The organism is Halorubrum zhoui (assembly GCF_051194155.1).
Taxonomy (GTDB): domain Archaea; phylum Halobacteriota; class Halobacteria; order Halobacteriales; family Haloferacaceae; genus Halorubrum.
In genome coordinates, this window is the sequence record NZ_JBLZNJ010000005.1 from 57,043 (window position 1) to 71,223 (window position 14,181).

General features: G+C 66.6%; 11 protein-coding genes. 7 read left to right on the top strand and 4 right to left on the bottom strand.

What is annotated here, in order from left to right:
- The first annotated feature begins 82 nt into the window (after positions 1-82).
- The 7 genes from kynU (at position 83) to ACNTAO_RS09065 (ending at position 10,555) form a co-directional block, all read left to right on the top strand.
- On the top strand, positions 83-1,432 hold the full coding sequence (gene kynU / locus ACNTAO_RS09035; RefSeq protein WP_435161807.1) for a kynureninase: 1,350 nt from the start codon (positions 83-85) through the stop codon (positions 1,430-1,432).
- 102 nt (positions 1,433-1,534) lie between these two features.
- Entirely contained in the window at positions 1,535-4,447 is a 2,913-nt protein-coding gene (locus ACNTAO_RS09040; protein WP_435161669.1) for a DEAD/DEAH box helicase, read from the top strand.
- A gap of 240 nt (positions 4,448-4,687) precedes the next feature.
- The gene (locus ACNTAO_RS09045) at positions 4,688-6,403 is read left to right on the top strand and encodes an ABC transporter substrate-binding protein (RefSeq protein ID WP_435161670.1); all 1,716 of its coding nucleotides are present in this window, start codon (positions 4,688-4,690) and stop codon (positions 6,401-6,403) included.
- Between the two features lie 60 nt (positions 6,404-6,463).
- Entirely contained in the window at positions 6,464-7,447 is a 984-nt protein-coding gene (locus tag ACNTAO_RS09050; protein WP_435161671.1) for an ABC transporter permease, read from the top strand.
- Between the two features lie 2 nt (positions 7,448-7,449).
- A complete protein-coding gene (locus tag ACNTAO_RS09055) occupies positions 7,450-8,430 on the top strand; it encodes an ABC transporter permease (protein ID WP_435161672.1) in 981 nt (326 codons plus the stop codon).
- Positions 8,427-9,467 (top strand): ABC transporter ATP-binding protein, encoded by a 1,041-nt coding sequence (locus tag ACNTAO_RS09060; protein ID WP_435161673.1) that lies wholly within the window; start codon positions 8,427-8,429, stop codon positions 9,465-9,467. Before ACNTAO_RS09055 ends, ACNTAO_RS09060 begins: the two co-directional genes overlap by 4 nt.
- Complete coding sequence (locus ACNTAO_RS09065; RefSeq protein ID WP_435161674.1) at positions 9,464-10,555, top strand: ABC transporter ATP-binding protein; 1,092 nt, start codon at positions 9,464-9,466, stop codon at positions 10,553-10,555. Before ACNTAO_RS09060 ends, ACNTAO_RS09065 begins: the two co-directional genes overlap by 4 nt.
- Here ACNTAO_RS09065 and ACNTAO_RS09070 read toward each other — a convergent pair.
- The 4 genes from ACNTAO_RS09070 to ACNTAO_RS09085 all read right to left on the bottom strand — a co-directional run bounded on the left by ACNTAO_RS09070 (position 10,552) and on the right by ACNTAO_RS09085 (position 14,068).
- Positions 10,552-12,030, bottom strand: coding sequence for a metallopeptidase TldD-related protein (locus ACNTAO_RS09070; protein WP_435161675.1), 1,479 nt, complete (start codon positions 12,028-12,030; stop codon positions 10,552-10,554). The genes ACNTAO_RS09065 and ACNTAO_RS09070 overlap by 4 nt on opposite strands.
- A gap of 56 nt (positions 12,031-12,086) precedes the next feature.
- Positions 12,087-12,329, bottom strand: coding sequence for a hypothetical protein (locus tag ACNTAO_RS09075; RefSeq protein ID WP_435161676.1), 243 nt, complete (start codon positions 12,327-12,329; stop codon positions 12,087-12,089).
- Positions 12,330-12,342: 13 nt separating this feature from the next.
- Complete coding sequence (locus ACNTAO_RS09080) at positions 12,343-12,597, bottom strand: glutathione S-transferase N-terminal domain-containing protein (protein WP_435161677.1); 255 nt, start codon at positions 12,595-12,597, stop codon at positions 12,343-12,345.
- A 91-nt stretch (positions 12,598-12,688) separates the two neighbouring features.
- Complete coding sequence (locus tag ACNTAO_RS09085; protein ID WP_435161678.1) at positions 12,689-14,068, bottom strand: NCS2 family permease; 1,380 nt, start codon at positions 14,066-14,068, stop codon at positions 12,689-12,691.
- Positions 14,069-14,181 lie beyond the last annotated feature (113 nt).

Here is a 14,181-nt window from a genome sequence, read left to right on the forward strand (position 1 = left end):
CGCGGCACACGCCGACGAGATCGACGCCGAAGACGCCTGCGCTGGCGACGAAGACGATCCGTACGCGGCCGCGACGGCGGCGATGGCGCGGGGTGAGTTTACCGAGGATCCGGTCCGGGTGGCCGCCCGGTTGGACGCCGCCGACCCACTCGCCGAACTGGCCGATCGGTTCGTCGTTCCCGACGACCGGCTCTACATGGACGGCAACTCGCTCGGGCCCGCGAGCGACGCCGCACTGGCGAGTCTCGAGCGTGTGGTCGACGAGTGGCGCGACCTGCTCATCGGTGGGTGGACCGACGCCGACCCGCCGTGGTTCGACGTCGGCGAACGACTCGGCACGGCGCTCGCACCGCTGGTCGGCGCCCGCCCCGAGGAGGTGGTGGTCGGCAACTCGATCACGGTGAACATCCACACCCTCGTCGGGACGTTCCTCGACGCCCTGCTGGCCGGGGACGGACCGAGCCGGGCCGGTCACCCCGCGGCCGACGGGACGTGGGACACAGCCGTCGACCCGGCCGTGGTGGTCAACGAACTCGACTTCCCCTCGGACCACTACGCGATCCGCGCCCAGCTCCGCCAGCGCGGGATCGACCCCGAAGCGAAGCTCCGCGTCGTCGAGAGCCGAGACGGACGAACGATCGACCCGCGAGACGTCGAGGCAACGCTCGAGGCACACGACGACGTCGGGATCGTATTCATGCCGACGGCGCTGTATCGGTCGGGGCAGTTGTTCGACGTCGACCGAATCGCGACCGCGGCACACGCTGCCGGCGCGTACGCCGGCTTCGACGCCGCCCACTCGGTCGGGGCAGTACCGCACGCCTTCGACGACGCCGGCGTCGACTTCGCGATGTGGTGTACGTACAAGTACCTCAACGCGGGGCCCGGCGCCGTCGGCGCGCTGTTCGTCGCAGAGCGACACCACGGACGCACGCCCGCGCTCGCCGGGTGGTGGGGCCACGAGAAGGCGACTCAGTTCGAGATGAACGCGCAGTTCACGCCCGCCGGGACTGCCGGGGCGTGGCAGATCGGCACCCCGCCGCTGCTCGCGGCTGCCCCGCTCGAGGGCGCCGTCGAGATCCTGCGAGAGGCGGGCATCGACCGACTCCGTACGAAGTCGCTCGCACTCACCGACTTCCTCATCGCGCTGGTCGACGACCGGCTCTCCGAGGTTTCGATCGGAACGCCGCGCGACCACGACGCCCGCGGGGGCCACGTCGCGCTGGAGCACCCAGACGCGAGACGACTGAGCGAGGCGCTGACCGACCGCGGCGTCGTCGTCGACTTCCGGCCACCGAACGTGGTGCGGGTGTGTCCGGCCGCGCCGTACACCGGTTTCGCGGACGTCCTCGAGGTGGTTGACCGCATCGAGGCGATACTCGAAACGGGTGCCCACGAGGCGTACGCCGCGAGTGGCGGTGGCGTGACGTGACCGAGACGTGAACGTGACGTGACCGAGACGTGAGCACGGGCGACGCGAGGCGTGTGCAGACCGGGCGACGGGCTTAATCCGCGGAACGCCCAATGATCGGCGATGGCTGAACCGGCAGGGATGGGCGCGTTCACCCACCTCGGGTCCGACGTTCGAGGCGCACTCTCCGACCGGGGGTTCACCACCCCGACGGAGCCACAGCGCGAGGCGATCCCCCCGCTCGCGGCCGGCGAGAACGTCCTCGTGTTGGCGCCGACCGGAACCGGAAAGACAGAGACGGCGATGCTTCCGGTGTTGGACGCGATCCACGAGGCACGGGACGCGCCCGGCGACGAGCCACGCGAGGGGATATCGGCGCTGTACATCACCCCGTTGCGGGCGCTCAACCGCGACATGATGGACCGGCTTGCGTGGTGGGGCGATCGGCTCGACGTCGAGGTCGCGGTGCGTCACGGCGACACCTCACAGTACGAGCGGTCGACGCAGGCAGACGACCCCCCGGACGTGCTCATCACGACACCAGAGAGCCTCCAGGCGATCCTGACCGGGTCGAAGATGCGGGTCGCGCTCGAAGCCGTCGCCCACGTCGTGATCGACGAGGTACACGAGTTGGCCTCGGCCAAACGCGGCGCACAGCTCACCGTCGGGCTCGAGCGCCTCCGGCGGGTCGCCGGTCCGTTCCAGCGGATTGGACTCAGTGCGACGGTGGGCTCACCCGACGCGGTCGGTCGGTTCCTCGTCGGGTGTGGTCGGCGCGATCCGGACCGACCTGGCGACCGCGCGTTCGAGACGGTCGAAGTCGCTGCCGGCAGTCGGACCGACGTGCGAGTCTGTGACCCGCCGATAACCGATCGGGATTCCCAACTCGCTGGTGAGCTCGCGATCGACGAGACCACCGCGAGTCACGTCCGGACGATCCGTGAGACGGTCCGCGAGCACGCCTCCACGCTCGTCTTCGTCAACACGCGACAGACTGCGGAGGCGCTCGGGTCGCGGTTCAAGACGCTCGAAGAGCGCGATCGGGCGGCCGGCGAGGACCCGCCGACGATCGAGATCCACCACGGGTCGCTCTCGAAAGACGTCCGGATCGACGTCGAAGACCGATTCAAATCCGGTGCGGTCGACGGGCTCGTCTGTACGTCCTCGATGGAACTCGGCATCGACGTGGGCCGTGTCGACCACGTGGTCCAGTACGGGAGCCCCCGCGAGGTCGCCCGGCTGCTCCAGCGCGTCGGGCGGGCGGGACACCGTCGCGACCGTGTCTCGCGCGGGACGGTCGTCGCGCAGGGCGGTGACGACACCCTCGAAGCGATGGCGATAACCCGGCGGGCCGAGGCGGGCCTCGTCGAGCCGGCGTCAATTCACCACGGCAGCCTCGATACGGTGGCCAATCAGATCGTCGGCGTCGTCATGGATGAAGGCGACATTCACGCCCGGACGGTGTACGAGACGATCACGAACGCCTACCCGTTTGCCGACCTTACCGAGGCGACATTTCAGGAGGTCGTCCGCGAGCTCTCGGGGAACCGATTGCTGTGGCTCGATGAGGAGTCGGATACCCTCTCGACGTCCGGCGGAACCTGGCAGTACTTTTATGCGAACCTCTCGATGATCCCCGACGAGTCGACCTACGAAGTGTACGACCTGTCGTCGAGACGCGGCATCGGCACGCTCGACGAGCGGTTCGTCGTCAACTTTGCTGGACCAGGCGAGACGTTCATTCAGCGCGGCGAGATGTGGCGGATCACGGAAATCGACGAGGAGGAAGAACGGGTCGAGGTGACGCCGATCGACGACCCGACCGGTGAGGTGCCGTCGTGGATCGGCCAGGAGATCCCGGTTCCCGAGCCAGTTGCCGCCGAAGTCGGGCAGATCCGTCGTGCGGTCGCCGACGCGCTCGCAGCCGGGTCGACACCAGAAGCAGTCGCGAGCGACCTCGCCGAGCGCTATCCAGTCGACGAGCGAACCGTCGCCGCGGCGATCGAATCGATCGTTGACCACGTCGAGGCGGGACACCCGGTCCCGACCGACGAGCAGGTCGTGATCGAAGCGAGCGCGCGCACCGTCGCGGTCAACGCCACGGTCGGTCACGCGGTCAACGAGACGCTTGCGCGACTACTCGCCGCACTCGTTGGGCAACGAACCGGGTCGTCGGTGGGGATGGACGTCGGTCCCTATCGGGTCGAGTTCGAGGTGCCGGGCGGGGTCGGACCGAGCGCGTTCCGGGCGGTCCTCGAGACGACGGATCCGGACGGGCTCGCCGCGTACCTCGAGATAGCCCTCGGCAACGCCGACGCCCTGAAGTTCACCCTCGCGCAGGTGGCCGCGAAGTTCGGCGCGGTCAAGCGGTACCGCGAGGGGCGGGGGCGCTTCGGCGGCGATCGACTGCTCGCCGCCTTAGAGGACACGCCCGTCTACGAGGAGGCACTCCGAGAGGTGTTTCACGCCGACCTCGCCGTCGAGGAGACGGCGGATCTGCTCGCGGCGATCCAAGCCGGGGACCACGGTCTCGCGACTGCCCGCGAGCGAACGCCGATCGGCACGGCGGGGCGGTCGGCGGGAACGGAATTCCTCGTGCCCGAGAACGCCGACGCAGACGTGATCGAGACGGTCCGCGAGCGCATCCAGAACGACCGGGTGATCCTGTGTTGTTGTCACTGTCACGAGTGGGATCGAACGACGAAGGTGCGGCGCGTTCGCGAGCAGCCCGAGTGTCCCGCGTGCGGATCGACGCGGATCGCCGCGTTGAACCCGTGGGACGACGAGACCGTCGCGGCGATCCGTGCCGAACGAAAAGACGACGAACAAGAGCGGCGCACGAAGCGCGCACACCGCGCCGCGAGCCTGGTGCAGACGCACGGAAAACAGGCGGTGATCGCGATGGCAGCCCGTGGCGTCGGCCCGCACAACGCCGCCCGTATCATCAATCGACTGCGCGAAGACGAGACCGAGTTCTACCGCGACGTGTTGCGCCAGGAGCGGGAGTACGCCCGGACGAAGTCGTTTTGGGACTGATCGGACGATCGCACGCCGCCTCGATCGCGTCACCGGTGGACGAACGTCCAGTAATCGTGTGCTGTCCGGAGATGTACGTCAGTAACGATTGTTATAGAACGAGGATCGTCGGGAATGGACACGACCCTTCGACACTCTTGGACGGCGCGTGCGGAATGTGCCACGATCCGGTAGCGGCTGACATATTAGCTGACTGATCCACATGTTTATGTACTTGCTGACGAAAGCTGACTTCGTTCCATGGCTAGTTCAGACCCGGAGATGGACCGACGAGCGTTTTTGAAGGCGACCACGGCCGGCAGCGCGGTCGGCATGACCGCACTGGCGGGCTGTACCGGCGGCGGTGGTGAAGGCGGTGAGGGCGGCGACGGCGAGAGTGGCGACGGCGGCAGCGGTGGCGAAAGCGAGGGCGACGGTGAGAGCGTCGAGAGCAACCTGCCGACGTACACCTACACGAACAACGCACAGGCATACAATCCCCCACGACACGACGCGATCAACCTAATCGCGACCCAGTTCGACGAGGAACTCGGCTTGGACGTCGAAGTCGACGTCCTGGAGTGGGGAACGCTGTACAGCCGGGTGACCGAAGAGTACGACTACAGCTTCTCGACGTGGCACACGTTCTTCGTCTCCGAGCCGGTGACGGAGCTGAACAACCTACTCAACTCGGGGAACACCGACCCCGGACAGGGCAACTACTCGGGGTACGCCAACAGCGAGGTCGACGACCTCATGACCAGCTATCTCGGTGAGCCCGACGCCGACACCCGCGTCGAGCAGGCCCACCAGATCCAGCAGATCCTGATGGACGAGGTGCCGATGATGCCCATCGCACAGATGCCACAGGCGGCCATCTTCAACAACAACCAGGTGAGCAACTGGCAGGCGGACCTCGCGAACGGGTTCAACTCCTACTGGACGATGATCAACCTGGAGATGGAAGGCGACGAAACCGTCCTGAAGGGATACTGGCCCGAGACGCTCTCGACGATGAACGTGCTCGGTCACAACGACGAGAGCAAACACGTCTACCAGTTCAACATGATGTACGACTACCTGGTCCAGCTCAACAACAACGCCGAGCCGGACCCGGAGGTCAGCCTCGCGACGGACTGGAACCGGGTCGACGAGACCACGATGGAGTACACCATCCGGACGGACCACTCGTGGCACGACGGCGAGGACCTCACCGCCGAGGACGTCGCGTTCTCGTACAACTACATCAACGAGAACGAGGTGCCGCTGTACTCCACGCAGTCACAGTACCTCGAGAGCGCGGAAGTCGTCGACGAGGAGACGGTCCGAGTCAACATGGCCGAGCCGCTGGGGCCGTTCAACCTCGCGGTCGCCAACCTGCTGCCCATCATCCCCGAGCACAAGTGGGCCGACCGCGAGAACCCCAGCCAACAGAACATCCAAGAGCCGGTCGGCAGCGGCCCGATGATGTTCGACTACTGGGAGCAGGGCAGCGAGTTCGGGATGGTTCGGTTCGACGACCACTTCGCGCCCGTCGACTTCGAGCGCCGGTTCTGGCGGGTCATCCCCGAGGCGTCGACCGTGTGGGAGAATCTCATCAGCGGCGACCTCAACTACGAGCCGTTCGGGCGCATCGACCGGCAGCTCGACCAGAACCAGTCCAACGAGAACATCGGGACCCAGTTCAACGTCGCGCCGACGTTCTGGCACTTCACGCCGAACGAGCGCCAGACGGGACTGGACGACCCCGAGATGCGGAAGGCGCTCGCAGAGACCATCCCGCGGACGGCCATCGTCGACCAGCTCCTCTTCGGCTTCCCGGACCCCGGATTCAACGTCGTCTCCCCTGCGTTCGGACCGCTCCACACCGAGGACGTCACCGAGTACGAAGAGAGCGTCGAGGCCGCCCGCACCCGCCTCCAAGAGGCCGGCTACAGCTACGCCGACGACGGCACGCTCATCGCCCCGAGCGAGTAACCACCCACACCACCAGTTCGCCACACCCGACACCCACACCACCAGCCGTGATCAACCACCATGGGAAAAGCTAGTTTCGTCCTCAGACGTACGCTCCAGCTCGTCGTGACGCTGTGGGCGGTCGGAACAGTCCTCTTCGGGCTGTTCCGGCTCATGCCCGGCGACCCGACCTCGTACGTCGTCTCCTCACAGATGACCCAGGAGGCCCGCCAGCGGCTCATCGAGAGCTACGGCCTCAACGACCCGCTCCACGTGCAGTACATCCGGTTCCTCGAGAACCTCCTCGCGTTGAACTTCGGGCAGTCGTTCCACTCGAACCAGCCGGTCACCGACGTGATCGCGACGTACCTCCCGAACACCCTGGTGTTGATGCTGACCGCGTTCGTGATCGCGTACGTGCTCGGGATCACCCTCGGCGTGCTGTCCGGGTGGTACCGTGGCTCGCGGTTCGAACGGACGACGGTCGTCACCGCGCTGACCGCCCGGAGTGTACCCACCTTCTACGTCGGGCTGATCGTGTTGTGGATCTTCGGGGCGACGTTCAACGTGATCCCGATGAGCGGGATGACGAGTCTCGGCACGGGCGGGCAGAACACCGGCTTTTTCGACATGGTGTTCACCGCCGACTTCCTCAAACACCTCGCCGCGCCCGCGTCGGTGTTGGCGTTCTACTACATGGGCTACCCGCTGTTGATCATGCGGTCGAGCATGCTCGAGGTGCTCTCGGAGGACTTTATCGACGTCTGCCGGGCGAAAGGCCTCACCGAGCGGACGATCATGTTCAAACACGCAGCACGCAACGCCCTCCTCCCCATCGTCACGGCGGCAGCGATCGCGTTGGGCTACGCCGTCGGCGGGAGCGTCCTCATCGAGACCGTGTTCGCGTGGCCGGGAATCGGCCGTGAGATGGTCAGAGCGGTGCTCAGACGCGACTTCCCCGTCGCACAGGGGACGTTCATCGTGCTCGCGTCGACGATCATCTTCCTCAACTTCGTCGCGGACCTGGCGTACGGCTACCTTGACCCGCGCGTGACGTACGACTAACAATGGCACAAGAAGAACAATCGGGCCGGTCGATATACACCGACCTCGACGAGACGACGGGCGGCGAAGAGATCGACAAGTGGCGGCGGACGCTCCGCCTCTGGCGGGAGACGCTGAACGAACACTGGGGGTTGTTGACCGACGAGCTGTCGGTCAGGCTCTCGATGCTCACCGTCGCCGGGTTCGTGCTCATCGCGATATTCGCTCCGTTCATCGCGACCCACCAGCCGCTCCAGCGGCAGTACCAGGGCGAGGCGGGCATCATCATCGACAAGTGGGCCGAGCCGTCGCTTCTCGGTGCCGACAGCGGCTACCTGCTCGGGACGACCGCCGAGGGGTTCGACATATTCAGCCAGCTCGTCTACGGGACACGCGCGGCACTCCTGGTCGGGCTCATCGCGGCGGTGTTCACCGCGGGTATCGGCACGCTCGTCGGGCTCGTCGCCGGCTACTACGGCGGGCGGGTCGACGACGCGCTGATGCGGATCGTCGACTTCCTGTACGGGATGCCGCTGTTGCCGACGGTCATCGTCCTCGTCGCGGTGTTGGGACCGAACCTCTGGAACATCATCCTCGCGCTCATCATCCTGCAGTGGCGCTCTACGGCGCGGGTCATTCGGTCCCAGTCGCTCTCGCTCCGCGAGCGGCCGTTCGTAAAGGCCGCCGAAGTCGCCGGCGCGGGCGACTGGCACATCATCAGTCGGCACCTCGCGCCCAACGTGCTCCCGATGACGTTCCTCTACGGTTCCTTCGGGATCGCGTGGGCGATCCTCGCCGAGGCGGGCGTCTCGTTCATCGGCCTCGGCGACCCGAACACGGTGTCGTGGGGAACGATGCTGCAGGCCTCGCGTGCGTACTCGGCGCTCTCGTTCGGCGCCTGGTGGTGGTTCGTTCCGCCTGGAATCTGTATCGGGCTGCTCGTCATCAGCGGCTTCCTCATCGGCCGTGGCTACGAAGAGATCACCAACCCTAAGTTACAATGAGTCAACTCGAAGTCGAAGACCTCGAAGTCTACTACGAGACCGAAGACGGGCCGGCCCAGGCGGTCGACGGCGTCTCGTTCACGCTCGAAGAGGGCGAGAACCTCGGTATCGTCGGCGAGTCGGGCTGTGGAAAGACCACGCTCGCGAAGTCGATCATCGGCATCCTCCCGGACGCGGGGTACGTCAACGACGGGAGCATCCGGTTCAAAGGCGAGGACCTGACGACGCTTTCTGAGCCGGAGCGACGCCGCCTCAAGTGGGAAGAGATCTCCATGATCGCCCAGTCGGCGATGAACTCGCTCGACCCGGTGTACACGATCCGCGAGCAGATCGTCGAGGCGATAGAGACGCACCGACCGGGCACCGGCCGGGTAGAGTCGACCGAGATCGTCACCGAGATGTTCGAACTCGTCGGGTTAGACCCCGAGCGCGCAGACGACTACCCCCACCAGTTCTCCGGCGGGATGCGTCAGCGGGCGATGATCGCGATGGCGCTGGCGCTCGAGCCCTCGCTGATCTTGGCCGACGAGCCGACCACCGCGCTCGACGTGATCATGCAAGACCAGATCCTGAAACGGATCGGCACGATCCAAGACGAGGTCAACTCCTCGATGCTCGTGATCACCCACGACGTGAGCGTCGTCGCCGAGACGTGCGACCGCGTCATCGTGATGTACGCGGGCAAGATCGCCGAGGAGGGACCCGTCGAGGAGATATTCGGCCAGCCGTACCACCCGTACACGATCGGGTTGAAGCGGGCGTTTCCGAACATCCGCGAGTCGAGCCAGGACCTGCTCTCTATCGCCGGCTACCCGCCGGAGCTCGTCGACCCGCCCGAGGGGTGTCGGTTCGCCGAGCGGTGTCCGATGGCGACCGAGAAGTGTCGCACCGAGGAGCCGGACGCACAGTACCACGAGGGGCTCCGCTCGTACTGCCACTACGCCGACCAAATCGACGCGGAGCTGCGCCCGTACGCCGACGACCCGACGACGTGGAAACAGACGGCCGCGGCGACGGACGGTGGGGTGGAAGAATGAGCGGGCGCGACGTCCTGTTGGAGGTCGAAAACCTCGAGAAACACTTCAAAGTCAACCAGGGGTGGATCGCGAGCATCCTCGAGTCGATCGGCGGCGGCGAGCCGGAGTACGTCCACGCGGTCGACGGCGTGAGCTTCGAGCTGCGCGAGGGCGAGACGCTCGGGTTGGCCGGCGAGTCCGGGTGTGGAAAGACCACGACGGGCATGTCGCTGGTGAAGCTCCACGAACCGACCGGCGGGGACATCGTCTACGACGACACGCGGCTGTCGGAGGCGACGGACGCGGAGGTCACCCGGTTCAGACAGAACGCACAGATGATCTTCCAAGACCCCTTCGAGAGTCTGAACCCACGGATGACGGTGTACGACACCGTCGCCGAGCCGTTGCGGATCCACGACGTCCGCAACGAGACGGCCCGGGTCGAGCGCGCGCTCGAATTCGCCGAGTTACAGCCCGCAGAGCACTACTTCGACCAGTATCCCCACGAGCTCTCCGGTGGGCAACGACAGCGGGTCGCTATCGCCCGGGCGCTCGTGTTGGACCCCGACTTCATCGTCGCCGACGAGCCCGTCTCGATGCTCGACGTCAGCCTGCGCGCCGGCGTGCTCTCGCTTCTCGACCGGATGACAGACGAGTTCGGGCTCTCCGTGGTGTACATCAGCCACGACCTATCGCTTCTCAGACACATGTGCGACCGGCTGGCGATCATGTACATGGGGAAGATCGTCGAGAAGGGGCCGACCGATCAGGTGATCGAGGACCCACAACACCCGTACACGCGGGCGCTCATCGACGCGGTACCCGTCCCGGACCCAGACGTGGGCCGCGAGCGAGTCGAGTTGCAAGGAGAGGTCGGCGACGTCATCGACGTGCCGAGCGGCTGTCGGTTCAAAGACCGCTGTCCGTCGTACATCGGCGACGTCTGTGACCAGGTGGTGCCGCCGCTCGAAGCAAAACGCGAGTTCGAGCAGGCGGTCGCGTGTCACCTCTACGAGAGCGCCGAAGGGTACGACCCGTACGCCGAGATGGATGGCCCGCGTGCGTCGGGAACAGCGGACAGCGCCGAGTCGACACCAGCCGACGACTAACGCGAGGCCGAAAGCGGCGCGGAGAGCCGTACGCCGGGGGCCGTCACCGCGAACGGCAGCCGAGATTTGTGTTTCTCACAGACGCCCGTGACCGTCTCGCGAGTGACGCCGATGTGCGAGAGACTCGCGAGGACGCTCGGATCGTACTCGAGGGCGAGAGTCTCGAGCCGGCCGGCCGGCGTTCCGTCGACGAGCCGGTATCCCTCGGCGATCGGGAACGACGCGGTGCCGCGGTCGGGGCGGTCGGTGGTCATCTCGTCGATGTCTTTCGCGTAGAGGACGCTCGCCGGAAAGACGCCGGCGCGCTGCACTCGCTCGAACTCGTCGCGGAGCCACGGGGTACCGAACCGTTCCACGTAGACGTCGGCACCGTCACGGAGGGTCGTCGCGTCCGCGTCGCCGGGGGCCACCTCGAGGTGACGGGCGTGGATGCGCGGGGGCTCGGTGAAGCCGAGGCTGGGAACGCTGTGGCCCGCCGGCTCCGTCTCGTGGTCTGCCGCAGCGGTCGTGTTGTGGAGCAGCCGACGGACCGTGCCGTCCGCGACGAGCGTCACGGGTGTAGTCGGTCGCACCTCGGCGTCGTACGCTCGCGCGGCCCACGAGCCGGCACGGACGGTGTCGTCGATCCGAAGCGCCGGGGGGCCGATCTCGTCGCCGACGGCGTACGGGCTCAGCCCCATGTAGCGGGCGTCGGCCTCGAGCGCGTGTGCGACGAGGTGAAAGAGCTGTCCGGCAGCGCGAGGACTCAACGCGACGGTCGACTCACCGGAGACGAGCGACCCGTCCGCGTCGACCGACGCGCGGTCGGCGTCGACGAGCCGCTCGAGGTCGTCGGCCGCCGCCGCGATGCGGTCGGGGATCGTCTCGAGGAACGCCGCGCCCGCCGTCGAGCCGGCGTGTCGGCGAACCTTCGGGCCGTCGACGGGAGTGAGGCTGAACGCCAGCTGCGCACGGTCGAGCGTGGTCTGCACGACGCTCCCGGTGGTCGTTCCCATCGCCTCTTCGATGTGAGCGTCGGTGTAGTCGACCCAGCGCCGCTCGAGTGCGAGGCCCTCGGTGTGAGCGAGGCCCGCATCGATCGCGTCGACGACGTCGTCGACGTCGACCGTGTCGAGACCGGTCTCGGCCCAGCCGCCGTGGGTCGCGCGGTGTCTCGTGTACGCGTCGAACCGCCCGGGCTCGGACTGAGCGAGCACCTCGCCGCTGCGGATCGCCCGGTCGGCCACGTCTCGAAGGCTCTCGTCGTCGAGCGAGGTCGTGTAGCGGTAGTCGGCGGCACCGTTCGCGAAGACCCGCAGCCACACGCCCGTCTCGGTGAACGCGGTGCGGTTTCGGGGACCGTCGCCGGTGACGACGAGGTCGGTCTTCTCCTGGTAGACGCCGCCGACCTCCGCGTACGCCACCGCGTCGTCGTCCTCGAACTCCTCGAGCAGGCGGTCCATCGCGTCCAGCGCGGCCTCGCGGTCGTCGCTCATCCTGAGACGCTACGCCGGTCCCGTACATGAAGCCGGTGGAGACCGGCGGGCCTCGATCAGCGGTCGTGGCCGTCGGACTGTGCCTCCGCTTCGGCCTCGTATCGCTCGGCGAGACGCTTCTCGCGGCGTTTCTTCCGGTACTCCCAGTAGCCGGCGACGAGGACGAGAACAGCGAGTGCCCCGCCGCGAAGCGGCGCACCGGTGAGCGCGAAGTAGCCGAACGCGGCGACGGCGAACGCGAGCGAGAGTCCGAGCGTCGCTTTCGCCCACCGCTGGCTGGGAATACGGAGACGGCGCACGGCCAGGAACGTGTTAGCTCGCGTCGCCGTACGTCTCTTCGAGGTACGCGACGATGTCCGTGCTCTCTGGCATCCCCTCGACCCCGTTCGCCTCGTCGACGAGGACGGGAACGCCGGTCTGGCCGCTCACCGCCTCGACTTCTGTTCGCTCGTCGTGGGCTCTCGGGACGCTCACCGACTCGTACTCAAGATCGAGCTCGGCGAGCGTCTCTCGCACCGTCGCACAGTACGGGCAGCCGGACAGCTCGTACAGCGTCAGGTCTGTCATCGAACCGTCGTAGATCCTACGAGGATAAAGAAGTCCGTGATCGGTGCGCGGAGCGCGCACGACCGCGGGGCGCGTCCACGTGCGTGTCCGGTTAGAGGATGAGCCCGCGGGTCTGGAGCACGTAGTAGCCGGCCAGGAGGACCGCGATGACGTACTGGCCGAGGCGGACCTCGTCGTACTCGCCAACGGCGATCTTGATGAGCGGGTACGCGATGATCCCAGCAGCGAGGCCGTCGGCGATGGAGTAGGCGAACGGCATGACCGTGACGGTGAGCCCCGCAGAGACGGTCCAGGCGGGGTCCGACCAGTCGACCTCGGTGACGCCGCGGAGCATCATGACGCCGACGACGATGACGGCGATGAACGAGGCGTACGCGGGGATCGCGGCGACGACCGGAATGGCGACGAGCGAGACGAGGAAGCCGATGGCGACGACGAGCGCGGTGAGGCCGGTTCGGCCGCCCTCTTCGACGCCCGTCGACGACTCGATGTACGTCGTCACCGTCGAGGTGCCGACCATCGCGCCGACGGTTGTCCCCACCGCGTCGGCCATCAACGGCCGGTCCATCTCCGGGAGGTCGCCGTCGTCGTCGAGGAAGTCACCGAACTGTGAGACGCCGATGAGCGTTCCGGCGGTGTCGAAGAAGTCGACGAAGAAGAACGTGAAGACGACGAGGGTGAAGGTGAGCGGCTCGATGTTGGCGAGCCCGTCGACGAACGCGCCCGCGAGGGGCGTGATGTCGTACTGAGCGGCCGGCAGCGACTCGGGGGTGACGACGCCACGTTCGAAGACACCGCCGAGCGTGAGCGCCCAGCCGGCGAGCGCGGTCGTGAGAATGCCGATGATGACGGCACCGGTCACGCCGCGGGCCCAGAGGCCGAACGTGAGCGCCAGGCCGAGGACGCCGAGGATCGACCACGGACTCCCGAATATTCCGCCGAGCGTGACGAGTGTTGCCTCGTCGGGCACCACGAGTTGGAGCTCCTGGAGGCCAATGAACAACAAAAAGAGCCCGATGCCCGCCCCGACGGCGCGTTTGACCGGTTCGGGAAAGAGCCGGATGACGTACTTACGGGCGCCGACGACGGTCAACAAGATGAAGAGGATCCCCTCGACGAAGACCGCGGCGAGCGCCGTCTGCCACGGAACGCCGAGGCCGAGCACGACGCTGAACGCGAAGAAGGCGTTGAGCCCCATCCCGGGTGCGAGCCCGAAGGGACGGTTGGCGTACAGCGCCATCACGAGCGTCGCGGCTGCCGAGGCGAGGATCGTCGCGATGGCGATCATCTGGACGACCTCGATGAACTCGTACCCCGGTATCTGGACCGCCTCGGCGAGAATGAACGGGTTTACCACGATGATGTACGACATCGCGAGGAACGTCGTGATCCCGGCGACGACCTCGGTCCGGAGGTCGGAGCCGTGCTGTTCTACGTCGAACCGCGCTGTCACGGAATCTGCGAGCCCCATTGGGTAATCGTGTATACTTAGCCGTCTAAATATAATGCTTTCTACCTCAAATAGCCAGGTGTACGCATATGTGAATATTTGTACAGATGGCGCGGCTCGTATGGGTGATAAAT